This window comes from Miniphocaeibacter sp. (assembly GCF_049276255.1).
GTDB lineage: Bacteria > Bacillota > Clostridia > Tissierellales > Peptoniphilaceae > Miniphocaeibacter.
The window spans coordinates 1-24425 of record NZ_JBASWB010000067.1; the positions used below are offsets into that span (position 1 = coordinate 1).

General features: G+C 29.5%; 21 protein-coding genes and 2 tRNA genes. 18 read left to right on the top strand and 5 right to left on the bottom strand.

Annotated elements, in window-relative coordinates; all coding sequences use genetic code 11:
* Positions 1 to 28 precede the first annotated feature (28 nt).
* The 8 genes from WAO56_RS09060 to WAO56_RS09095 all read left to right on the top strand — a co-directional run bounded on the left by WAO56_RS09060 (position 29) and on the right by WAO56_RS09095 (position 8652).
* Positions 29 to 118, top strand: a tRNA-Leu gene (locus WAO56_RS09060).
* 72 nt (positions 119 to 190) lie between these two features.
* Positions 191 to 267 (top strand) — tRNA-Met (locus WAO56_RS09065).
* 275 nt (positions 268 to 542) lie between these two features.
* Positions 543 to 1838: a DUF1576 domain-containing protein gene (locus tag WAO56_RS09070; protein ID WP_422144098.1), complete on the top strand. Its 1296-nt coding sequence runs from the start codon at positions 543 to 545 to the stop codon at positions 1836 to 1838.
* Complete coding sequence (locus tag WAO56_RS09075; RefSeq protein WP_422144099.1) at positions 1825 to 2169, top strand: hypothetical protein; 345 nt, start codon at positions 1825 to 1827, stop codon at positions 2167 to 2169. Before WAO56_RS09070 ends, WAO56_RS09075 begins: the two co-directional genes overlap by 14 nt.
* 69 nt (positions 2170 to 2238) lie before the next feature.
* Positions 2239 to 3198 (top strand): DUF1002 domain-containing protein, encoded by a 960-nt coding sequence (locus tag WAO56_RS09080; RefSeq protein ID WP_422144100.1) that lies wholly within the window; start codon positions 2239 to 2241, stop codon positions 3196 to 3198.
* A 97-nt stretch (positions 3199 to 3295) separates the two neighbouring features.
* The gene (uvrB, locus tag WAO56_RS09085; protein WP_422144101.1) at positions 3296 to 5263 is read left to right on the top strand and encodes an excinuclease ABC subunit UvrB; all 1968 of its coding nucleotides are present in this window, start codon (positions 3296 to 3298) and stop codon (positions 5261 to 5263) included.
* Positions 5264 to 5274: 11 nt separating this feature from the next.
* On the top strand, positions 5275 to 8088 hold the full coding sequence (gene uvrA, locus WAO56_RS09090; RefSeq protein WP_422144102.1) for an excinuclease ABC subunit UvrA: 2814 nt from the start codon (positions 5275 to 5277) through the stop codon (positions 8086 to 8088).
* 9 nt (positions 8089 to 8097) lie between these two features.
* Positions 8098 to 8652, top strand: coding sequence for a DJ-1 family glyoxalase III (locus WAO56_RS09095; RefSeq protein ID WP_422144103.1), 555 nt, complete (start codon positions 8098 to 8100; stop codon positions 8650 to 8652).
* A gap of 36 nt (positions 8653 to 8688) precedes the next feature.
* Here the strand turns inward: WAO56_RS09095 and WAO56_RS09100 are convergent, their stop codons facing one another.
* Positions 8689 to 9210 (bottom strand): hypothetical protein, encoded by a 522-nt coding sequence (locus tag WAO56_RS09100; RefSeq protein WP_422146331.1) that lies wholly within the window; start codon positions 9208 to 9210, stop codon positions 8689 to 8691.
* Between the two features lie 214 nt (positions 9211 to 9424).
* On the opposite strand from WAO56_RS09100, the gene WAO56_RS09105 reads away from it, so the two are divergent.
* The 3 genes from WAO56_RS09105 to WAO56_RS09115 all read left to right on the top strand — a co-directional run bounded on the left by WAO56_RS09105 (position 9425) and on the right by WAO56_RS09115 (position 11974).
* Positions 9425 to 9676, top strand: a complete 252-nt coding sequence (locus tag WAO56_RS09105) for a PmbA/TldA family metallopeptidase (protein WP_422144105.1) — start codon at positions 9425 to 9427, stop codon at positions 9674 to 9676.
* Positions 9677 to 9759: 83 nt separating this feature from the next.
* Positions 9760 to 10749, top strand: a complete 990-nt coding sequence (locus tag WAO56_RS09110; RefSeq protein WP_422144106.1) for a TldD/PmbA family protein — start codon at positions 9760 to 9762, stop codon at positions 10747 to 10749.
* Between the two features lie 7 nt (positions 10750 to 10756).
* Positions 10757 to 11974, top strand: coding sequence for a metallopeptidase TldD-related protein (locus WAO56_RS09115; protein WP_422144107.1), 1218 nt, complete (start codon positions 10757 to 10759; stop codon positions 11972 to 11974).
* 16 nt (positions 11975 to 11990) lie between these two features.
* On the opposite strand, the gene WAO56_RS09120 is transcribed toward WAO56_RS09115, so the two are convergent.
* Genes WAO56_RS09120 through WAO56_RS09130 form a run of 3 tightly spaced genes read right to left on the bottom strand, consistent with a single transcriptional unit; the run spans position 11991 to position 13732 of the window.
* Positions 11991 to 12857, bottom strand: a complete 867-nt coding sequence (locus WAO56_RS09120) for a DUF4097 family beta strand repeat-containing protein (RefSeq protein WP_422144108.1) — start codon at positions 12855 to 12857, stop codon at positions 11991 to 11993.
* Positions 12847 to 13422 (bottom strand): DUF1700 domain-containing protein, encoded by a 576-nt coding sequence (locus WAO56_RS09125; RefSeq protein WP_422144109.1) that lies wholly within the window; start codon positions 13420 to 13422, stop codon positions 12847 to 12849. Before WAO56_RS09125 ends, WAO56_RS09120 begins: the two co-directional genes overlap by 11 nt.
* Positions 13415 to 13732: a PadR family transcriptional regulator gene (locus WAO56_RS09130; RefSeq protein ID WP_422144110.1), complete on the bottom strand. Its 318-nt coding sequence runs from the start codon at positions 13730 to 13732 to the stop codon at positions 13415 to 13417. Before WAO56_RS09130 ends, WAO56_RS09125 begins: the two co-directional genes overlap by 8 nt.
* A 116-nt stretch (positions 13733 to 13848) precedes the next feature.
* On the opposite strand from WAO56_RS09130, the gene WAO56_RS09135 reads away from it, so the two are divergent.
* Genes WAO56_RS09135 through rpiB form a run of 4 tightly spaced genes read left to right on the top strand, consistent with a single transcriptional unit; the run spans position 13849 to position 20539 of the window.
* Positions 13849 to 17331: a DNA polymerase III subunit alpha gene (locus WAO56_RS09135; RefSeq protein ID WP_422144111.1), complete on the top strand. Its 3483-nt coding sequence runs from the start codon at positions 13849 to 13851 to the stop codon at positions 17329 to 17331.
* Between the two features lie 11 nt (positions 17332 to 17342).
* Positions 17343 to 18302 carry a 6-phosphofructokinase gene (pfkA, locus tag WAO56_RS09140; protein ID WP_422144112.1) on the top strand — a complete coding sequence of 320 codons (960 nt, stop codon included), beginning with the start codon at positions 17343 to 17345 and terminating at the stop codon, positions 18300 to 18302.
* Between the two features lie 13 nt (positions 18303 to 18315).
* On the top strand, positions 18316 to 20070 hold the full coding sequence (gene pyk, locus WAO56_RS09145) for a pyruvate kinase (protein WP_422144113.1): 1755 nt from the start codon (positions 18316 to 18318) through the stop codon (positions 20068 to 20070).
* 28 nt (positions 20071 to 20098) lie between these two features.
* Positions 20099 to 20539 carry a ribose 5-phosphate isomerase B gene (rpiB, locus tag WAO56_RS09150; RefSeq protein ID WP_422144114.1) on the top strand — a complete coding sequence of 147 codons (441 nt, stop codon included), beginning with the start codon at positions 20099 to 20101 and terminating at the stop codon, positions 20537 to 20539.
* Positions 20540 to 20574: 35 nt separating this feature from the next.
* Here rpiB and WAO56_RS09155 read toward each other — a convergent pair whose 3' ends face one another.
* Entirely contained in the window at positions 20575 to 22485 is a 1911-nt protein-coding gene (locus tag WAO56_RS09155; protein ID WP_422144115.1) for a bifunctional metallophosphatase/5'-nucleotidase, read from the bottom strand.
* A 90-nt stretch (positions 22486 to 22575) separates the two neighbouring features.
* Between WAO56_RS09155 and WAO56_RS09160 the strand changes: the two genes are divergently transcribed.
* The 3 genes from WAO56_RS09160 (at position 22576) to WAO56_RS09170 (ending at position 24181) form a co-directional block, all read left to right on the top strand.
* Positions 22576 to 22707 (top strand): hypothetical protein, encoded by a 132-nt coding sequence (locus tag WAO56_RS09160; protein ID WP_422144116.1) that lies wholly within the window; start codon positions 22576 to 22578, stop codon positions 22705 to 22707.
* An 87-nt stretch (positions 22708 to 22794) separates the two neighbouring features.
* Positions 22795 to 23280 carry a C-GCAxxG-C-C family protein gene (locus tag WAO56_RS09165; RefSeq protein ID WP_422144117.1) on the top strand — a complete coding sequence of 162 codons (486 nt, stop codon included), beginning with the start codon at positions 22795 to 22797 and terminating at the stop codon, positions 23278 to 23280.
* Positions 23273 to 24181 carry a TDT family transporter gene (locus WAO56_RS09170; RefSeq protein WP_422144118.1) on the top strand — a complete coding sequence of 303 codons (909 nt, stop codon included), beginning with the start codon at positions 23273 to 23275 and terminating at the stop codon, positions 24179 to 24181. The genes WAO56_RS09165 and WAO56_RS09170 overlap by 8 nt, the downstream gene beginning before the upstream one ends.
* The last annotated feature ends 244 nt before the right edge of the window (positions 24182 to 24425 follow it).

The following is a 24425-nucleotide window of genomic DNA, read 5'->3' on the forward strand; positions in this document are numbered from 1 at the left end:
TTCGAGTCCCACCCTGGGAGCCAAATAAGCCGGAGTGGCGGAACTGGCAGACGCACAGGACTTAAAATCCTGCGATCCTTAACAGATCGTATCGGTTCGATTCCGATCTCCGGCACCATTTTATATATAATAAGCTGGATTATATTTGGCTAATATGTAATAATTATAACTAGTAAAGTAGTTATTATATCGCGGGATGGAGCAGTTTGGTAGCTCGTCGGGCTCATAACCCGGAGGTCGTAGGTTCAAATCCTGCTCCCGCAACCAAAAAGCATCTACATCATGTAGATGCTTTTCTATTATAATTATTTATCAATATCTACGAATAGACTTTAATAGATATTATCTTGATTTAGAAAATATAAAAATACCAGTATAAACAAAAAAAATCAAATAGGTTATTATTTAACTTTATTTAAATTTGTGAGGAATAGTTTATATAAGACTATTCCTTTTTTATTGATATATTTACTTAATATAGTTGAGATTATATCGGTTTATATACTATAATTGAATAAGAAGAAAAATTGAAGGGGAAATTTATGTCGAATGTAAAAAAAATAAAAGATGAAAAATATAAGATATCGCAAAAGTATTTACTTGTATATTTATTAGGGATTTATTTAATAATTGTTTCTTTGTTTTTTGATTCTCCTAAGGATATTTTAAGTGGCTTAAAGGATATTATCCTTTCTCCAGATAATTTAATTACAGATTATGTAAAAGTTGGAGGAATGGGTGGAGCATATTTTAATAGTGGTATGTTAACAATACTATCAGTGTTTTTAGTACGTAAAACTGGAGTAAGTTTAAATGGACCCTTAATAGCGGCTATTTTTACTGTTTGTGGTTTTTCTTTTTTTGGAAAAAATATTTTTAACTCTATTCCTATTACTTTGGGAGTATATTTATATTCAAAATTTGAAAAAACAGAATTTAAAAATTATCTATTGCCTGCCTTATTTGGTTCTGCTTTAGGACCTTTAGTTGGTGAAATTGCTTTTGGATTTGGTATTCCCTTAAGTAAATCAATTTTACTTGCTTATTTAGCGGGAATTATAGTGGGTTTTGTCCTACCACCTCTTTCACAAGCATTTTTAAGATTTCATCAAGGATTTAATTTATATAATGTTGGATTTACAGCAGGTATGGTAGGTATGTTTGCTACGGCAGTATTAAAGATGTTTGATATGGACGTAGAAACTGTTAATATTATTTCGTCGGGAAATAATGTTCAACATGCTGTAGTTTTTTATTTTTATTTTATTTTAATGATAATTATAGGGTTTATTTTAAATAATAAATCTTTTAGAGATTATAAGGAACTTTTAAAAAATACTGGTCAGTTAATGGCTGATTTTATTAGTTTATATGGATTTCCTATTACTTTAATAAATATGGGGATTATGGGAATTATCGGTACAACATTTATTTTGGTTATAGGAGGGGACTTAACAGGGCCAACAGTAGGTGGAATTTTAACTATTGTAGGTTTTGCTGCTTTTGGTAAGCATCCAAAAAACACTATTCCTATATTAATAGGAGTTCGACTGGCTACCTTCTTAAATACATATGACAATTTAAGTGCAAGTACATTATTAGCAGCTTTATTTGGAACAACACTTGCTCCAATTGCAGGTAAATATGGGGCATTTGCAGGGATATTTGCAGGTTTTTGTCACGCAGCCTTAGTTGCTAATGTTGGATATTTACATGGTGGTATGAACTTGTATAATAATGGTTTTTCTGGTGGATTTATAGCAGCTACCTTGGTTCCGATTTATGATTCTATTATATCTGCTATTGAAAGGAGAAAAAATATTTATGAAAACCAGTGATGCAGTTGTTTCAAAAAGAATTACTAATTCAGTATTAAATTATATGATAGAACATGGAGTGGAAGACATTACAATTAGATTAAAAGTAAAAGATGATAAAATTACAATTATAGCTGAGGGAAATACAGACAGAAAACCCAATGACATAGATGAATTAAATAGTTTAATTAATCAAAAAAGAACTTCTACTTTAGAGGAATATTATAGTACTCTATTAGGCTATAGTGATAATGTAAATGATATTGATTTACTAGGCTCTATGGTTGATGAAGGATGTATTAATTATAACGATAATTTGTTAACTTTTTATGCAATGAGGGTTTCTAATTAATTGTAGATATTTCGTAGAAATTCATTATCGCTGTCTATGTTATAATCTATTTATATCAAGGAGGTATAGATGAATAATAAGATTAAAAAAATATTTATAGGAATAATGACTTTTTCAATTCTAGCAAGTTCTACAATTCCATCATTTGCTAATGAAATAGATACTGAAGTAATAAATGAAAGATGGGGTAAACCTACCTATGTTTATGGTGGTTCATTAAAAAGTGGACAAATAGATGAAACAATGAAATTATTAGGTATTAAGAACAAGGATAATATTAATACTATAAAAGTAACTTATGATGATTTAATTAAATATATTGGTGGAGATCCAAATAATCCAGGAAATATGATTTCTTCAGTATTAGTTACAAAAGAAAACTCCGGTAAGGGAGTAAATGTAGTTATTAAAACTCCTAAAAACATTACCGAGATAACAGAGGAGCAATATGCAAATGCTAGTATTACAGCTGGAGTTGAAGATGCTACAATTTTAGTAGGTGCAATTAGACCGGTTACTGGAGAATCTGCTTTAACAGGTGTCTATAAGGCTTTTGAAGCTAATGGAGAAGTATTGGATACTGAAAGAATGGAAGTTGCACAGGAAGAACTTGATACAGTAAATGAAATTTCCCAAGAAAACAAGGATACTAAAGGTTTTTCTACTAGTGAATTAAATAATGCAATTACTGAAATAAAAAGGGAACTTGCTAATATAAATGAAAAACAGGATAAAATTCCTACAATAGATGAAATTAGACAAGTTGTTGAAGAATCATTAGAAAAGTATGATTTAGACAATATTGTTACACAGGAACAAATGGATAAATTGATTTCTTACTTTAATAAATATGTTAATACCGATGCATTAACATCAGAAGAAGTATTAAATCAATTAAACAAATGGAAGGATAAAATTGTAGATGGTGCAAAAGATTTATATAATGAGGCTGAAAAAAGTGGTTTGTTAGATAAAATCTCAGCATTCTTCAAAGATGTATATAATAAAATAATAAATTTATTTGAATAAAGAATAGGATATTTCCTGTTCTTTATTTATTTTTTTTGATTAGATTTATATAGTAGGGTATAATATATAAGCGAACAATTGTTCAAAGAGGTGTAATATGAAATTTAAAATAAATTCAGAATTTAAACCTACTGGTGATCAACCAGAGGCTATAGATAAATTAGTAAATGGAATCAATAAAGGAATGAAGGCGCAGACATTAAAAGGGGTAACCGGTTCAGGTAAGACCTTTACAATGGCTAATATTATTGAAAAGGTCCAAAAGCCGACTTTGGTAATTGCACATAATAAAACATTGGCTTATCAATTAGCTAGTGAATTTAGAGAATTTTTTCCGGATAATGCCGTTGAATTTTTTGTTAGCTATTATGATTACTATCAACCGGAGGCTTACGTTCCTCAAAGTGATACCTATATAGAGAAGGATAGTTCAATTAATGATGAAATAGATAAATTACGACATTCAGCAACTATGGCTCTTTTTGAAAGAAGGGACGTTATTATAGTTGCTTCAGTTTCATGTATTTATGGTTTAGGAGATCCTATAGATTATGAAAATTTAGTTGTTTCTTTAAGACCGGGTATGATTAAAGACAGAGATGAAATAATGCGTAAATTAGTTGATATTCAATATGTTAGAAACGATATTAACTTTACTAGAGGTACTTTTAGAGTTAGAGGGGACAGCTTGGATATTTTTCCAGCTTCACAAGATGAAAACAGCGTTAGAGTAGAATTTTTTGGAGATGAAATTGAAAGAATTACAGAAATAAACTCTTTAACAGGAGAAATAATTGGTACTAGAAATCATATAGCCATTTACCCTGCTTCTCACTTTGCTACATCAGAAGAAAAAGTGAAAAAGGCCTTAGTAACTATTGAAGAAGAATTAGAGGAAAGAATCAAGTATTTTAAAGACAATAATCAACTTTTAGAAGCCCAAAGAATTGAGCAAAGAACAAATTATGATTTGGAAATGTTATCTGAAATGGGTTTTTGCACCGGAATAGAAAACTATTCAAGACACTTAAGTGGTAGAGAGCCTGGTTCAAGACCGTACACATTAATTGATTATTTTCCAGATGATTTTTTAATAATTGTTGATGAGTCCCATGTTACATTGCCACAAATAAGAGGAATGTATGAAGGTGATAAGTCAAGAAAGACAAATCTAGTTGACTATGGTTTCAGACTACCTTCTGCACTGGATAACAGACCATTAAAATTTAATGAATTTGAATCTATGATAAATCAAATTCTCTTTGTATCTGCTACTCCCGGACCTTATGAAAAAGAGCATGAGGAGCAGGTTGTAGAACAAATAATTAGACCAACAGGATTATTGGATCCGAAAATTGAAGTTAGGCCAACAAAAGGTCAAATTGATGATTTAGCTACAGAAATATATAAAAATATAGAAAAGAAGGAAAGGGTATTAATTACAACCTTAACTAAAAAAATGGCAGAAGACCTTACAAAATATCTAGAGGAGTTAGATATTAAAGTAACCTATCTTCATTCTGATATTGACACTTTAGAGAGAATGGAAATAATTAGGGATTTAAGACTAGGTAAGTATGATGTTTTAGTAGGTATTAACCTATTAAGAGAAGGGTTGGACCTACCGGAAGTGTCTTTAATAGCCATACTTGATGCAGACAAGGAAGGATTTTTAAGATCTGAAACCTCCTTAATACAAACAATAGGAAGGGCTGCTAGAAATGTAGATGGTAGGGTAATAATGTATGGAGATAATATTACCAGATCTATGGATTCAGCTATAAGTGAAACAAATAGAAGAAGAGAAATACAGGATGACTATAATAAAAAACATGGAATTACTCCTAAATCCATTAATAAAGAAATTAGAGATACCATTTCTGTTACACAAGTAGCAGAAGAATTATCAGAATATAAATTTGAAAGTGATACTATTACAAGAGAAGATATTAATAATTTAATTATTAGTATGGAAGAGGAAATGTATAAGGCAGCAGAAGCTTTGGAATTTGAAAGAGCTGCTAATTTAAGAGATGAAATTAGAAAATTAAAGAAGGATTTTTAGCAGGTGATAAATTGAGTTTAGATAAAATAGTTATAAAAGGTGCTAAAGAAAATAATTTAAAAGATGTAAGTCTAGTAATCCCTAGAGATAAAATGATAGTATTTACCGGCTTAAGTGGTTCTGGAAAATCATCTTTGGCTTTCGATACTATATATGCAGAAGGACAAAGAAGATATGTAGAATCTTTATCTAGTTATGCAAGACAATTTTTAGGACAAATGGAAAAACCAAATGTAGAATCAATAGAAGGATTATCTCCTTCTATTTCTATTGACCAAAAAACCACTAGTAAAAACCCTCGTTCAACTGTAGGTACAGTAACGGAGATTTATGATTATTTAAGATTACTCTATGCTAGAATTGGTACGCCTTTTTGTCCGGTTTGTGGAAAGAAAATAACAAGTCAAACAATTGACCAAATGGTAGATAAGGTTAAAACACTTCCCGACAGAACTCGAATTCAAATCCTAGCACCAGTTGTTAAAGGTAAGAAAGGTGAACATGTTCGTCTACTTGAAAACATGAAAAAAGAAGGATATATTCGTGTAATAATAGATGATGAACTATATGAACTTAGTGAAGAAATAAAATTAGAAAAAAATAAAAAACATAATATAGATATAGTTGTAGATAGAATAATTGTAAAAGAAGGAATAGATGCCCGTCTAGCTGACTCTATTGAAGCAGCCTTAAAATTAGCTGAAGGAATAGTTAAAATTCAAGTAATTGATGGAGATACTATGGTTTTAAGTTCAAAGAAAACCTGTCCCGATGGACATATTTCCTATGATGAAATAGAACCAAGATCATTTTCATTTAACAATCCCTTTGGTATGTGTCCGGAATGTCATGGACTAGGCTTTCATACAGAAATTGATAGGGATTTAATAATTCCTAATTATAATTTGTCTTTTTCGGAAGGAGCAATAGAACCCTTTGCAACATCTAAAGAAGGAACTTATTATTATGAAATATTAAAAGCCATATTTGAAAAATACAAGTATCCATTAGATAAACCTCTAAAAGAAGCACCAGAAGAACTTATTAATGAAATTTTATATGGTACCGGTGATGAGGATTTAGAGTTTTCTTTTGATAGTCACTATGGTGGTTGGAAAAAATACAAAGGTCCTTTTGAAGGTATAATTAGAAATCTTGAAAGAAGATACAACCAAACAAGTGAGGCTATGAAAGATAGAATCAGTGAATATATGACGGAAATAGAATGTAAAAAATGTCATGGAAAAAGATTAAAGGATGAGTATCTTTCAATAAAAATCAATGAAGAAAACATAATAGATATAACCGATATGGCAGTTCAGGACTCCTTAGAATGGTTTAAGAAAATAAAATTAAATAAGCAAGAAAAATTAATCGGCTCTGAAATTATTAAGGAAATAATATCCAGACTACAGTTTCTTCAAGATGTTGGTCTAGAATATTTAACCTTGTCAAGAGCTTCAGGAACATTATCTGGTGGAGAGTCTCAAAGGATTAGACTTGCAACTCAAATTGGTTCGGCCTTAGTTGGAGTTTGCTATGTATTAGATGAACCTAGTATAGGCTTACACCAAAGGGATAATGACAGGCTATTAGAGGCTTTAAGAGGTTTAACGGATATTGGCAATACCTTAATTGTTGTTGAACATGACGAAGATACAATGAAGGTAGCAGACTATATTGTGGACATTGGACCAGGTGCTGGAATTCATGGTGGTGAAATAGTAGCCCAGGGTACAATAGAGGATATAGTTAAAAATCCTAATTCAATAACAGGACAGTATTTGTCAGGAAAGAAAAAAATTGAAGTTCCCAAGGAAAGAAGAAAACCAAAAGACTTTGTTACATTAACAGGTTGTAAGGAAAATAATCTTAAAAATGTTACTGCTAAATTTCCTTTAGGGGTATTTACTTGTGTTACAGGTGTATCCGGTTCCGGAAAAAGTAGTTTAGTAAATGAAATATTATACAAAATACTAGCAAAGGAATTAAATAGAGCTAAGTTAAAGCCAGGTAAATATAAATCTATTAAGGGATTGGATAAATTAGATAAGGTAATTCAAATAGACCAATCTCCAATAGGGCGAACTCCAAGGTCAAATCCGGCAACCTATACAAAGGTATTTGATCAAATTAGAGATTTATTTGCATCAACAACAGAAGCTAAACTAAGGGGCTATAAAAAAGGACGTTTTAGTTTTAATGTTAAAGGTGGAAGGTGTGAAGCTTGTCATGGAGACGGAACAGTTAAAGTAGAAATGCACTTTTTACCGGATATATATGTACCATGTGAAGTATGTCATGGTAAAAGATATAATAGAGAAACTCTTCAAGTAAAGTATAAGGGAAAGAACATTTCCGATATTTTAGAAATGACAGTAGAAGAGGGAGTAAAGTTTTTTGAGAACCTTCCTTCTATATCAAGAAAACTTGAAACTTTAAATGATGTTGGTTTGGGGTATATAAAGATTGGACAACCTTCTACAGAATTATCTGGAGGGGAAGCTCAAAGGGTAAAATTAGCAGCAGAATTAAGTAAGAGATCAACAGGAAAAACTATATATATTCTTGATGAGCCAACTACAGGACTTCATACTGCTGATATTCATAAATTAATAAAAGTCTTAGAATTACTTGTAGAACAAGGAAATACAGTAATTGTAATAGAGCATAATCTAGATGTAATAAAAACAGCGGATTATATTATTGATTTAGGCCCTGAAGGTGGAGATGGTGGTGGAGAAATAATAGCTACCGGAACACCAGAAGACATTATTAAAGTTGAAAAGTCCTATACAGGACAGTTTTTAAAGAAAATATTATAGGAGGAAAAAATGAGTAAGGTAATTATTTTGTTAGCTGATGGATTAGAAGAAGTAGAGGCGTTAACACAGGTTGACTATTTAAGAAGAGTAGGAATTGAAGTTGATATGGTTTCAGTATCAGACAGCTTAACAATTACTGGAGCTCATAAAATAATATTTCAAGCTGAAAAGTTTTTAAAGGATATTGACATTGAAGAATATGATGGAATAATAATTCCTGGTGGCTTAGAAGGTGTGGAAAATCTTATGGCAGATGCAAGAGTATTGGAAACTATAAAAAACATGCATTTAGCTAGAAAGATTATAGCAGCAATTTGTGCAGGACCTTTAGTTTTAAATAAAGCAGGAATATTAGAAGATAGAAGATATACTTGCTATACTGGAATAGAAAATAGGATTTTAAATGGTAGACATAGAAACGAAGCAGTTGTAATAGATGATAATATAATAACAGCAGCAGGACCTGCCTATGCACAAAAATTTGCATTTAATATAGTAAAGGACCTACTAGGAAGAAATGCTGTAAAAGAACTAAAAAAAGACATATTGTACAAGAGATATTAAAAGGCTGTAATACACAGCCTTTTATTTTGTCTATTTTTAATGGTATTTAATAGCTAAACTATGTATTAAATAGTTATAGGACTTATCATATATAGCATTTGTCCTACTATTTTCATTATTAAAAGTTAAATTTTGTAAATTTTCTGGGATTTTATATTTAATAAAAAATTTAGGAGATTTTTCAATAAATCCCTCATTAATATATTCTTTATCTTTTAGGAAATATTGCCTAATAAAAATACTTGGCTTGTCTACATTAGTAAAATCAACCTTATTATAGGTGAAAATTACATCTTCATTAAATTTAAAAAAATATTCTCCCTGATTTATACCTAAATATTCAATAGGTATATTTTCTTCTTTATATTCATATAATGGATTTTTATCAAAAGTATCTAAAAAATAACCTTTTTTGTATAGATTTAATTCATCTTTTAAATAAAATTTTTTATGGCCAAATATATACTGATAATTTTTTATTGCAGGTGTATTTAAAGAAATTAAATTATTATAGGGCTTTAAATAAAGGAAAAATCCAAGTAGAGTTGTGGTAGACACAAGAAACATAATTGTGGAAATTATTTTTGCAATTTTACCAGAATAAATTAAATTAAAGAAGAAAACAAATAATATTATCCCCAAAATTGCTAGAACTATTAAAAAGGGTATTCCAGACAAATACTCTAATTTTCTAAATCATCTATATTCATATAATCACTTCCCAAAGTTTTAATTTATAATGTTATAATAACATATAGGGGAGTTGATAAACATGTATAAATTTAATCCAAATTTATATACAGATATAAGAATAGAAAACAATATTTCCACAGATATAAGAATAGAAAACAATGCAATAGTGGAAAATAAAGAATATAGTAAAAATGGAGCAATAATAAGGGTTTTTGATGGTAAGTTATGGTATACAAGCTCTATAACAAATTTTGATAATATTCAAAAAGAAATAAATTACTTGTCAAAATTGGCCAATGAAAATCCAAATATAAAAAAAATAAAATCGTAGAGAAGTATGAAGTTAATGTAGATAAATTAATTCAATTTGATAGTATTTTAGAGGTTCAAAACGAAGAAAAAGAAAATGTAATATTGGATTATAGCAATTTTTTAAATTCTATAGATAATATTATTCCAAAACATTTGCTCTATATTGATAACTACATAAGAAAGCAAATAATTACTAGCAAGGGTACAAACGTTGAATATGATTATGTAGAATGTTCTGTAAATATAGGCTATTATATAAAAAGTAAAAATAATAATCCACAATGTTTTAAAAGAATATTTAAAAATAATTTTAATGAATTAAAGAATCAATATACTGAGTTAAAGGAAGATATTGAAAAAAACATAGAATTTTATAATGAAGCAGAACCTATTATTCCAAATGAATATACCTGTATATTATCACCTATGGCTGCAGGTATATTTGCCCATGAGAGTTTTGGCCATAAAAGTGAGGCTGATTTTATGGTAGGAGATGAAAAGATGTTAAATGAATGGGCAATAGGTAAAAAAGTAGGTTCAGATATTTTAAATATTGTAGACTGTGGCTATGAAATAAACTCAGGATTTCTACCTTATGACGATGAAGGTAATAAAAGTAAGAAAACATACTTAATAAAAGATGGACTCTTAAAAGGAAGATTACACTCTACTGAAACCAGTGCTTTATTAGATGAGGAAGTTACAGGAAATGCTAGGGCAATTAATTTTGAATATGATTCAATTGTAAGAATGACTTCAACCTTTATTGAAGGAGGTAATAAGACAGTTGAAGAATTATTTTCCTCAGTAAAGGACGGAATATATATCGACACAGTAAATCATGGTTCAGGTATGAGTACATTTACCTTAGCCCCTCAAAGAGCATATTTAATTAAAGATGGAAAGGTTTCAAGCCCTGTATTAGTATCGGTAATTACGGGAAATGTTATGAATACATTAAATGAAATAACTGGTCTTTCAAATGAAATTGAAATAATATCAGGAGGTAGTTGTGGTAAAATTGACCAATATCCTTTAAAGGTAGCTTTTGGAGGACCATACATAAGGGTAAATAAAATGCAGGTAAGTTAGGTGGAATATGATTAAAGAATTATACATAAAAAGAGAAAAGCAAATAACAGCAAATATAATAAATAATAAAATTAACAAGATTAGTAGAAAGGACAAGACTAATAATTCTATTCGATATTATGATGGAAATAATATAGGATTTTATAGTTTTTTAGGAGAGGACAAAAAAGAATATTATGAAAGGGCTAGAAATAATTTAAGAAAAAACATTAAATACAAGGAAGAAATAACAAAAAACAGAGTTAGAAAAAACTGTATAGCATATGAGTATAATGAAGAAGACTTTATTAATAAAGCTAAAGAATTCATATTTGAATTAAATGAAAAATTCCCGGACTTTATTTTTTCGAATAATATTAAAATGTATAGCAGTAAATACGAGTTAAGAAATGATTTAAATACAAATCTATATGATGAAGATCTTTACTATCTTTTAACTATATTAATTAAACATAGAAAATCTATTAATATTTTTGATTCTGGTTTTGTAGATATTTCAAGAGAATTTAATTTAAGGGATTCTATAAATAAGATAAGTAAAATATTAATTGGCTTTAAAAATAAGGTAGATTTACCAAAAGAAAGTAAAATATCTATTATATTTAATAATGATAGTTTTAATAGTAAGTTAATTCAATGGTTAAATCCAAAGAATATAGCAGCAGGAAATTCTAATTTAAAAAACAAAGAGGGAAAACAGATTTTTAAGAATAAGTTTAATGTAACAATTAATAGGACTAAAGAAAACTTCGACATTCCGTTTTTTGACTTAGAAGGAAGTATCATTGAAAATGATAAATTTTATTTAATCGAAAATGGAATATTTAGACAAGCCTTCGCTGATAAAACAACTTCTAATAAATATAGTATAGAAAATACAGCGGCAGCTTTCGGTGAATATAATGACTTACCAAATATAGATAAGGTCCAGATTGACTTTGAAAAAACAGCAGATTCTTTAGAGAAACTATTGGGAAATGAAAGAGCCATATATGTAGATATGTGTCAAGGTGGAGCCTATACTGAAAAAGGTGATTATTCTACACCTATTCAAAGTGCATACTTATATGAAAATGGAGAAATTAAGGGGAGACTGCCGGAATTTTCAGTATATAACAATATCTATGACATGTTTGGAGAAGATTTTATAGGTGTTTGTAAAGCCAATGAATTTGGTGGATATAAAAATTTGGTTATGAAAATGAATATAGCTAGAAGTAATTAACTACTTCTAGCTATTTCTACTTGAAATTAATATTAATGGAACCCATATCTGTTTCTATTTCTATTATATTAGAACCGGAAGGGTTAATAGGATTATCTTCAGACATTCCCTTAAAGGATTCACCGTCAATATTTATATAACCTAAGTCCCTATCGGCAATTATCTGTGTGTCATCTTTATTTTGGGTTAGATTTAAATTAACAGCTCCCATTGAAACTGATAATTCATTGTATCCTAAAACCTGCCCTGATATTTCAATAGAACCTAAATCATTATCTACTTCCGTATTTGTTAAAATAGTATTACTAGCTATAAATTCTCCTAAATCAAGGGAGATTTCTGAATTTTCGAAATTAGAATCCGTAATACTTATTGAGCCTAAATTTGTTTCAATATATGATTTTTTACAAGTTATTCCTGTAATTTCTAATTCACCTAGGTCTAAAGAGCATTCTAGACTTGAAATTTCTGTATTCTCAGGAATAAATAATTTTACAATATTGGTTTTCTTATTTCTGTGAGAACTTCTATAATAGTCATCATACAAGGACAATCTGTTATTTTTAAGAGAATAATTAATTTTGTTTTTATTCCTGTATTCTATTTCAATTTTAGGTTTATTATCTTTTGTAGTCAATATTTCCACACTTGAATATTCTAAACCTATATCTAAATAATTAAAATTGTCAAGGGAAAAAGATTCTGTTGACAATACATAGTTATTATTTTTATAATCATGGTTATGATAATTAAAACCAATAGTTCCAAATTCTGAATTATATGAAAAACTTTCCCATCCATATTGGAAAAAAGCAAAAATGGAAATAATTAAACCAATTATTATAAATATAATTGCAATAATCGTTGATTTTTTACCTTTCATTTCTATACTTCCTTTCATCCAGTTTTCTCACTACAATATCTTTGGTTTTAATAACGATAAACTTAGCAAATTTAAAAGTTAAAATAGATAAGCCTAATAAAATAAAAAACAATCCTAGAATTCCTAAAGGAAAAACGCTAAATCTTATTGTTGAAGCAATTATTGCAAAAATAGATACTCCGGCGGAAAATATGATGGATAGAAATATTATTATAGGTATAAAAATAATTACCAGAACTAAAATAAGAAAAGCGAATATTAATGGAATTGCCACAGGTATTGCAAACATAACTGCAAATATTGCTCCTAAAATTATTAAAATATTTTTCCAAATACTATTATTATCTTTTTTTGATTTTTCTATTACCCTATTAATTTTCATATCGGCCTTAATATCTTTAACAATTTTATCTATATTCTGATATTCTAAAGGGATTTCATCATTATCTCCTAGGCCCATATCGTCAAATAATTCATTGTAGTATTCTATTGCATCTCTTTTATCTTCTTCATATACATCTTTTAGTCTATTCTCTAATGCTATATTAAAAGAAAGTCTATTCATCTTCTTCCCCCTTAACTATATAATCAATTTTATCTTTATAAATTTCCCAATCACTTTTATATACTTCAAGAAGTTCTCTTCCACTATCGGTTATTTTATAATATCTTCTATTTCTACCTTGATAGGGAACATCATAGGTTTCTAAATGATTATATTTTTTTAGTCTTCGTAAAACAGGATACATGGTAGATTCAGAAATTTCTATTGTTTCTAAAATTTTTTGAGTAATTTCGTAGCCATAAGAATCCTGGTGTTCTAAAATCGCTAATACACAAAAATCTAAGACTTGATTACCATATTGGAATATCATTTTAACCTCCTTGCTTAACTTGTATAATATTATATAGCGTATAGTATGATACGTCAACAAGCATTTTTATTTAATTACTACAATGTGTTAAAATAGTAGTTTAGAAAGGATATTATATGAACAGGGAATTTACACATTTACATGTGCATACAGAATATAGTTTACTAGATGGATTTAGTCCAATTACAAAACTATTAGATTATGCAGAAGAATTGAATATGAAATCTTTAGCAATAACCGACCATGGTTCCATGTTTGGTATTGTTCAATTTTATAAAGAAGCGAAAAAGCGTGGAATAAATCCTATACTAGGTTGTGAAATATATACAGTAAATGGTTCTTACTTAGAAAAAAGCAACAATACTAAAAGATACAACCATTTAATTTTACTTGCTGAAAATGAAATAGGATATAAAAATCTAATGAAAATTGTATCCTTAGGTTATGTAAATGGATTTTATTATAAGCCAAGAGTAGATAAAGATGTTTTAAGAAAGCATAGCCAAGGAATTATTGCCTTATCTGCATGTTTAAAGGGAGAAGTTTCAGAAAATCTTATCTATGATGATTATGAAAAAGCTAAAGAAGTTGCTTTTGAGTTACAAGATATTTTTGGAAAGGGAAACTTCTTTTTAGAGCTACAGAACCATGGCATAGATAAGGATGAAATAATATTAAATCAAATGCCAATTCTTTCTAAAGAAACTGGCATACCAATGGTTGCAACTAATGATGTTCATTATGTAAAAAAAGAGGACTGGAAAATTCACGACATTCTCCTTTGTATTCAACTTGGAAAAACCATACAGGAGAAAAATGAAGGTGGAATGCATTATGCCCCTGCTGAATTTTATTTAAGATCTGCAGATGAAATGTTTGAACTTTTTGAAGGTTATGAAGAAGCTTTAGAAAATACAAATAAAATTGCAGAAAGATGTAAGGTAGAACTTGATTTTGGAAATTTACATTTACCTTATTTTGAAATACCAGAAGGATATACAAACAAATCCTATTTAAGGGAACTGGCAACTAAGGGTATATATAAAAGGTATAAGGAAGTTAATAAAACTGTATTAGACAGGCTAGAGTTTGAAATTAGCACCATAGAAGAAATGGGTTTTGTTGATTATTTTTTAATTGTTTCAGATTTTATTAGATTTGCAAAAAGTAAAAATATTCCAGTAGGTCCTGGAAGAGGTTCAGCAGCAGGTAGTATTGTAAGTTATGCTTTAGAAATTACAGATATTGACCCATTAAAGTATAATTTACTTTTTGAAAGATTTTTAAATCCTGAAAGAGTTTCTATGCCTGATATTGATATAGATTTCTGTTATGAAAGAAGAGAAGAGGTAATAGACTATGTAATTGAAAAATATGGCGAAGATAAAGTTGCTCAAATAGTTACCTTTGGTACTATGGCAGCTCGTGGAGCCATAAGGGATGTTGGTAGAGTTTTAGACATGGAATATAAGCTTGTAGACGAAGTTGCAAAAAAAGTTCCAATGATTTTAAATATGACCATAGGCAAAGCCTTAGAAATGAGTCCTGAATTTAAACAACTCTATAATAGTGACGAAGCTATAAAAAATTTAATTGATATTGCCAATGCGGTAGAAGGTATGCCTAGACATACTTCAACTCATGCAGCAGGTGTTGTAATATCTAAAAAACCTATAGTGGAATATGTTCCACTGGCTAGAAACAAAGATGCTGTTATTACTCAATTCAATATGATAGAATTAGAGGAATTAGGACTGTTGAAAATGGACTTCCTAGGCTTAAGAACTCTAACTGTAATTCAAGATGCTATTGATTTGGTAAATAAAAATCACAAGGAAAAAATTTCCATAGAGGACATGGATGAAAACGACCCTAAAGTACTTTCAATATTTACTGTTGCAGAAACTTTGGGAATATTCCAGTTTGAGTCACCAGGTATGAGAAATTTTTTAAAGGAATTAAAACCGACTAAATTTGACGATTTAATTGCAGCAAACTCCTTGTTTAGACCTGGGCCAATGAATGAAATTCCAACATATATATACAATAAAAACCATGTTGATGAAATAGAGTATTTACATCCTAAGTTGGAGCCTATATTAAATGTAACTTATGGGACAATTGTATACCAAGAACAGGTAATGCAAATAGTTCAACAATTGGCAGGCTATAGTTTAGGAGCAGCCGATAATTTACGTAGGGCTATGGGTAAGAAGAAAATGGATGTAATGGAAGCTGAAAGAAAGAAATTCATTTTTGGAGAAGAAGACAGTGAAGGAAATATTATTATTCCTGGAGCTGTAAGAAATGGCGTATCTGAAGAAATAGCAAATAAAATTTATGATTTAATGATAGATTTTGCTAAATATGCTTTTAACAAATCACATTCAGCTGCCTATTCATTAGTGGCAATGCGAACAGCCTGGTTAAAATATTACTATCCTGTTGAATTTATGGCAGCCTTAATGTCATCGGTAATGGGAAATACATCACAAATAGCCTTGTATATTCAGGAATCTAAAAGATTAAATATAGAAATTTTACAGCCAGATGTAAATTATAGTTTAAAAAAATTTAGTGTTGAAGATGGAAAAATAAGATTTGGATTAATGGCTATTAAAAACGTAGGTGAAAATTTAATAGATACAATAGTAAAAGTAAGAGAAAGAAATGGAGAATTTAAGAATTTTAGAGATTTTATTGAACGTATTATAGATGATAATCCATTAGTAATTAATAAAAGAGCCATAGAGTGTTTAATAAAAGCTGGGGCATTTTCGTCCATGGGTGTAACAAGAGCTGGACTTATGGTAGAATATTCATTAGTAATAGATTCTGTTCAGTCATCACAAAAGAAAAACATACCGGGACAAGCTTCCTTATTTGATATGTTTGAAGATGATAAAAACGAAGAAGTGGAAAGTAATATTTCCGACATTGACGAATATGATAAAAAAGATCTTTTAAAATTGGAAAAAGAAGTACTTGGAATTTATTTAACAGATCATCCAATGAGGCCATATGAAGACATAATTAACAAGTATTCTAATTTTAATACCCTAGAATTAAAAGGCGATATTTCCATAATAGAAGAAAAATGGGACAATAAAAAAGTTACAATTGTTGGAATTGTAGACACAATAAATAAAAAGTTTACAAAAAATAATAAAATTATGGAATTTGTTAAATTAGAGGACTTATATGGAACTATTGAGCTAACGGTATTTCCAAATATCTACCAAAAATATAGTTCGATTTTAGAAGAGGACAAGGTGCTAATAGTAAAAGGTACTATTAATATTAGTGAAAGAGATGAAGCCAATATTATTGTTAGTACTTTAGAAGATGTAGAAAATTTAAATAATAAAATAAAAAATAAATTATTTTTAAGAATAGAAAAGAATATTTCCGATGAAAAACTTAATGAAATAAAAAATATATTATTAAAGTCATACGGAAAAGATCCAGTAAATTTATATTTTGAGAAGAATAATAAATGTTACCAACTTTCAGAAAAATACTTCATAGACATAAATGATAGTTTGGTAATGGGGGAATTATTAGGTATATTAGGAAACGATAATATTAAAATTGTATGAGAGGTGTAATAATGAAAACAATAGCTATTCTAACAAGTGGTGGAGATGCGCCTGGAATGAATGCTGCAATTAGAGCAGTAGCTAGAACGGCAATATTTAATGGAATTAGAATAATGGGAATAAGGTTTGGTTATGACGGATTAATTAATGGAAATATATATGAAATGAATGTTTCATCTGTTGCCGACATAATTCAAAGAGGGGGAACTATTCTTGGCTCAGCAAGAAGCTCTGAATTTATGACAGAAAGAGGACAGAAAAAAGCATATAATATTTTACAGGACTTCGGAATTGATGGGCTTGTAGTTCTAGGTGGAGATGGCTCCTATAGAGGAGCAGAGGTTTTAAGTAATATGGGCATTAAAACCATAGGTATTCCTTGTACAATTGATAACGATATGGGTTATACAGATTCTACCATTGGATTTTATACTGCAATAGACACAGTTTCTGAAGCAATTAGTAAATTAAGAGATACATCATCATCTCATGGAAGAGCTAATATTGTTGAAGTTATGGGTAGACACTGTGGCGACATTGCACTTTATTCAGGAGTTGCCAGTGGTGCAGAAAGCATTATAATTCCGGAACGTGAACTAGACATGGAAGCAATAACAAGTAAAATTAAAAGAGGTAGAAAAAGAGGCAAATTACACCATATTATAGTATTAGCAGAAGGTGTAGGTAAGCCATATGAACTAAAGGAAGACATAAAGAGAATAACAGGAGTAGACACTAAAGTTACTATTTTAGGCCATGTTCAAAGGGGAGGCAGTCCTTGTCCTTATGACAGACTTTTAGCATCTGAAATGGGAAATAAGGCAGTTCAACTTTTAATAGAAGGACAATCAGGATTAGCTTTGGCAACAATAAATGGTAAAATTGTTCCTGTACCAATAAAAGAAGCAGTTGAAACCAAAAGAGTATTAAATGAAGAATTATACGCTATGGCAGGGGAAATATCCATATAGTTTGGGGGAAAATATGAAAAAAACAAAAGTAGTATGTACAATAGGACCAGCTTCAGAAGACTTAGATACTTTAAAAGAGCTGATGAAATTAGGAATGAATGTTTGTAGACTAAACTTTTCTCATGGAGATCATGAAGAACATTTAGTTAGAATAAATAATATAAAAAAAGCTAGGGAAGAATTGGATTTGCCAATTGCGATAATGTTAGACACTAAGGGACCTGAAATTAGATTAGGAGATTTTGGTGTACCACAAGTTCAACTAGCTATTGGGGATAAATTTACCTTAACTACAAAAGATGTAGTTGGAACTAAGGAAATGGTATCAATATCCTATAAAGAACTACCTAAAGACGTGGAAATTGGTGGACATATACTAGTAGATGATGGTTTAGTGGACTTAAAGGTAATAGAGAAAACCGATACAGATATAATTACCGAAGTACAAAACCATGGTATTTTAAAAAGTAGAAAGGGAGTAAATGTTCCAAATACTACTATTAATTTACCTGCAATCACAGAAAAGGACAAATCCGATTTAATATTTGCAGTAGAACAGGAACTTGACTTTATTGCTGCAAGTTTTATAAGAAAAGCCCAAGATGTTATAGATATTAGAAAAATCTTAGAAGATAATGGTGGTTCAAATATACAAATAATTTCAAAAATTGAATCACAAGAAGGTGTAGATAACTTAGATGAAATAATAGAAGCTTCAGATGGTATAATGGTAGCCCGTGGTGATTTAGGTGTTGAAATAAAAACAGAAACAATGCCAATAGTCCAAAAAGAAATAATTAAAAAGACAAGTTTTGCAGGAAAACCTGTAATAACTGCTACACAAATGCTAGACTCTATGATTAGAAATCCAAGACCAACTAGAGCAGAAGTAACAGACGTGGCAAATGCTATACTAGATGGTACAGATGCTATAATGCTTTCAGGAGAAACAGCAGCTGGTAACTATCCAATAGAAGCAGTTAAGGTAATGAGTGAAATAGCAGATTCAACAGAAAAATCCAGTGAATTTACAGAAACCACTAAAAATAGAATGGACTGGATGGATAACTTCACTACTAATGCTATTAGTAGATCAACTAGAGCCCTATCTGTTCAATTAGGTGCATCTGCTATAATTACAGCAACAGCTACAGGTTCAACTTCTAAGGCAATATCTAGAATAAGACCATTAGTTCCAATTATAGCAACAACCTTTAATAGAGATGTTTTAAGAAAATTAGCATTAACCTGGGGAGTTTACCCAATTCAATCTGAAATTTGTGAAGGTACAGATGCTGTAATAGACTTGTCTATAACATCAGCAATGGAAAAGGGCTTTGTAAAAGAAGGGGAACTAGTAATAATTACTGCAGGAGTTCCAGTAGGAGTTGGTGGAACTACTAACCTAATTAAAGTTCATACAATAGGAGAAATCCTAGTAAAAGGACAAGGAATAGGTAAAGAATCCATCACTGGAAAAGTTGTAGTGGGAAATACAGTAGAAGAACTTGAAAGCAAATTTAATGATGGTGATATTTTAATTTCCCAATCTACAGATGCTGAAATAATTAATTTTGTTGAAAGAGCAGGAGCAATAGTTGTAGAAGAAGGTGGACTAACATCCCATGCAGCTATAGTAGGATTACATTTTAAAAAGTCTACAATAGTTGGTGCAAAAAAAGCTACAGAAATATTAAAAGATGGACAAATAATTACAGTAGATCCTATTTCCGGCTTAGTATATAATGGTTCTGCAAGAGTATTATAAAAATATTTTTTAATTTTTTGGAGGATATATGAAAATAGCAATAGGAAGTGATCATGGAGGTTTTGAATTAAAACCTGCACTAATTGATTATGTAAAAGAATTAGGCCATGAAATTGTAGATTTTGGAGTATCATCAGGAGAAAAAGCCAATTACCCGGATTATGGAATAAAAGTTGCAGAGGCTGTTGCCAGTGGAGAATATGACGCAGGAATAGTTATTTGTGGAACAGGAATAGGAATTTCCATAGCAGCAAATAAGGTAAAGGGAATTAGATGTGCCTGTGCAAATGAAGTATTTTCAGCAAAGATGGCAAAAGAGCACAACAATGCAAATGTTCTTGCATTAGGAGCGAGAGTAATAGGTGAAGAAGTAGCAAAAATGGCTGTTTATCAATGGTTGAATTCAGAATTTCAAGGAGGAAGACATTCTGAAAGAATACAAATAATAACAGACTATGAAAATAAATAGAAAAAATTGTCAGAAGAAATTTCTGACAATTTTTTCTATTTTTTCTTCTTACGTCTTTTTATAATAAATCTTACTACAAAAACTACTATTAAAATAATTATTAGAATTATTGCATAGAGTCCAAGGGCTATGTGATTTGGATGTGAAAATATTCCGGAAAAACTCTTGTCGTTATTTACGATTTTTCTACCTAATGGTTTGGAATATTCCTCTGGTATTGTAGGTAGACCATCTTCTTTTTCAAAGGATTTTATATATTCTGCTAAGGCATACCATTCCTTAACTTCCTTTCCGTCCTTATCGTGTATAATATATTTTTCAAAATCTTTTATTTCTTCGCCAGATTTATTTTTCGGTACAATGGACATTAGTCCAAAGGATTGGTCCTTTACTATTGAAAGCATTTGAGCTGTATAAAGTCCAGTAACTACTCTATAGAGTTCGTCGTCTTTTATTTCTTCCTTGTTTCCATTTTCATCAATTAAATAAATACTGTCGAGTTTATTAAAAATAAGTCTATTAGGATTAAAGGAGTAATTCATACCGGAAATATAAAGTTGGGCTACATCCATTATAGGCTGAATTGAAGCGTCAACTTCTGCAGTTGTTTTTAATTCCTTGCCAGATAAATAAACCTCAATTAAAGGATAGCCCGATATTTTATCTGGTCCAATTCCTAAGGAGCTTATATTGAAAACATCTGCTACTCCTATATTGCCTTTTGTTAAACTTCCTCTAATAGTTCCATAGGGAACAATTGAAGCAGCAATTCTTTCATAATTATTACCTTCAATATTCTTAATAGCATGAATATAGGAGTCGGTAATTAAATTTGCTAAAGGCTCTTCCTTATGTTCTGTTCCTAGGTCATCTTCCGATATAAAAGAAAAGTTTGTCTTTCCAAGTATTTCATTAAATTCTAGGTTAAAATGGTTAAGATAATTTTCCTGAACCTTATTTTTAAAGTACTGGATTTTTTCTTCTAATTCTTTATTTTCAACTTCATCTGTTAGTTTAATCAAATTATAGTTTTTAACTTTCCATTTATCATCTTCTTTTTGAATTTCAATTTTCCCATATTTTTTACCATATTCACCAGAAGAAACTATTATAGTTTTTCCGACAATTATAGGCTCTAAAAGTTCAGTATGGGTATGGCCACTAATAATTAAGTCAATATCTTTAACTTCTTTGGCCATTATTTCATCTTCTGATTTACTTTTGTCCTCCCAAGTACCTGAATGGGAAAGGCAAATTATTAAATCGACCTTTTCTTCTTCTTTTAATATACTAGTAATTTTCTTAGCTGTTTCAATTTGGTCTTTAAAGTTAACTCCAGCCATTGGAGCATTTGATATAGAGTCATTACCCATTAAACCAAATATACCTATTTTGTAGCCTTTTTTGTCTAATACTATATATTCCTTTACTCCATATTCATCAAAGGCGTTTTTTAAGTTTTTTACTTCCTGTTCATCTACGTTTTCATAGTTTTCCAAGTCTATATTTGCTGTTAGTAACTCTGGTAGTTTATCGCCACTATTTTTTGCAGCAAGTAAACTATCGGCAAGTCCCCTAGTCCTAAAATCAAATTCATGGTTTCCTAATGTTGTCGCATCATAACCCATTTCTCCAAGTAATCTTAAACTGGGATTTTCTGTACTAAAGATAGTTTGAAATAAAGTTCCCATAGAGTAATCTCCAGCATCTAAAATTAAACTATCCTTATCCTCTTTTAATTGATTTTGTATGGCCTGGTTAATTCTTTCATAGCCACCAATATTAAGATTTTGTCCATTTTCAGATATATTAAAATCCTCAACATGGTCATGAATATCATGAGTAAAAAAGATGTTTATAGTACTATTCTCTTTTGCGAAAGAACTACTAGAAATAATAAAAATACTTAAAAAAATTGTAAATAATAGCTTTTTTAAATTCTTCATAGCAACCTCCTAGTAAAAGTATACCCTAATATTATAAATATATAATATAATTTGTATTATAATAAATATAGTTTAATTAAGGAGAAAATTATGGAAGATAATTATTTAAGAAAAATTTTTGATCCAAATTATGAAGAGGACGATGAGGAAAAATATCCTGAAATATCTAGAGATTTTGACTATGAAGATGATGATATAGAGCTTTTAGATGAAGATTACTAAAGACCATATATTAAACAAGTTTGTTATATATTTACTTTTACAATAAATTCCCTTATAATGAGGAAGGACATTTTAAGGAGGGGAATTATGAGTATTACAAAAGAAGAATATTTAAAACAAGTTAGGGAAGAAGCAGAGGGATATTTCCAAAGAGGTGAATTTTTTTGTTCGGAAGCAGTTTTACAGGTTATTAATGACGCTTTAGGAAAATTATATCCTGATGAAGTTGTAAAATTAGCATCTGGTTTTCCAATTGGTTTAGGAAAGGCTCAATGTTTATGTGGGGCTGTATCCGGTGGAGAAATGGCACTTGGTATGGTTTATGGAAGAGTTCATGGAGAAGAAATGAATCCTGCAATGTTTGACAAGGCTAAGGAATTACATGATTTTATTAGAAAAGAATATAAATCTCTATGTTGTCGTGTAATTACTAGACAATGGGCAGGGGATAATTTTCAATCACCAGAGAGAAAGGCCCACTGTGTTGAAATAACTGGAAGAGTAGCTGAATGGGTAGCAGAACAATTAATTGAAGACGGAAAATTAACTATAGGTGGCGAAAAGAATGCTTAAGAAGATGCCAACAGTTATTTCAGGATTAATGTTGGCCTTAGCTGCTTTGGGAAATCTACTTCAAAGTTATAGTGAAAATATACGTTTATTTTTTGGGTTTTTATCCTTTCTTATTTTTATTTTTTTAACCTTAAAGATTGTTTTGAACTTTAAGGAATTTAAAGAAGAAATGAAAAATCCTATAGTGGCTTCTGTAATTCCAACATATAGTATGACTATAATGTTATTGTCTGGCTATTTAAAAGCATTTGTTGGAAATGTTGCTAATATTTTTTGGTATATTGGTGTATTTTTACATATACTTTTCATTATTTACTTTACTGTTAAATTTGTTTTTTCTTTCGAGTTAAAAAATGTTTTTGCATCTTGGTTCATAGTTTATGTAGGAATTGTAGTTGCATCAGTAACTGGTAAAGCTTTTAATGAAAGTATTGGTAAAATTGCATTTATTTTTGGATTAGTTTCCTATTTTATCCTATTATTTGTAGTTTTAAAAAGAATTAAAAATATAGATATTCCAGAGCCAGCACTTCCAACAAAAATAATTTTAGCTGCACCAGGCTCTCTATGTTTAGCAGGCTATATGAGTATTTATGATAATAAAAATATATACTTAACTATAGGATTATTAATTTTATCCCAAGTTATATATTTTGCTATATTATTTTTACTGACTAAAATGTTAAAACTTAAATTTTATCCTAGCTATTCAGCCTTTACCTTCCCACTAGTTATTTCTGCTATTGGATTAAAACTTTCAGCAGGATTTCTTATTAATATGGGATTCAACTTAGGATTTTTAAAGTATTTAATTATTATTGAAACAGTAATAGCAGCATTAATTGTTATTTATGTATTAGTTAGATATATTAATTTTTTATTAAAAGTCAAAAATGCATAGAACATTAAAATTCTCCGAAAGGGGAATTTTTTTATTGTTATTTTTTATTTGTTATGGGGAACTAAGACTAATATATATAAATAATAAATAATAATTTTACATTTTATAAAAGAAAAATACTGAATTCTGAAAGTTGTTATCAATTACTAGATAAGATATTTTTGTTTTGATATACTCGTATTGATATTACAAATCAATTAGGAAGTTGTAGTAATTTAATAGCTATAAAAATATAGTTTTGATG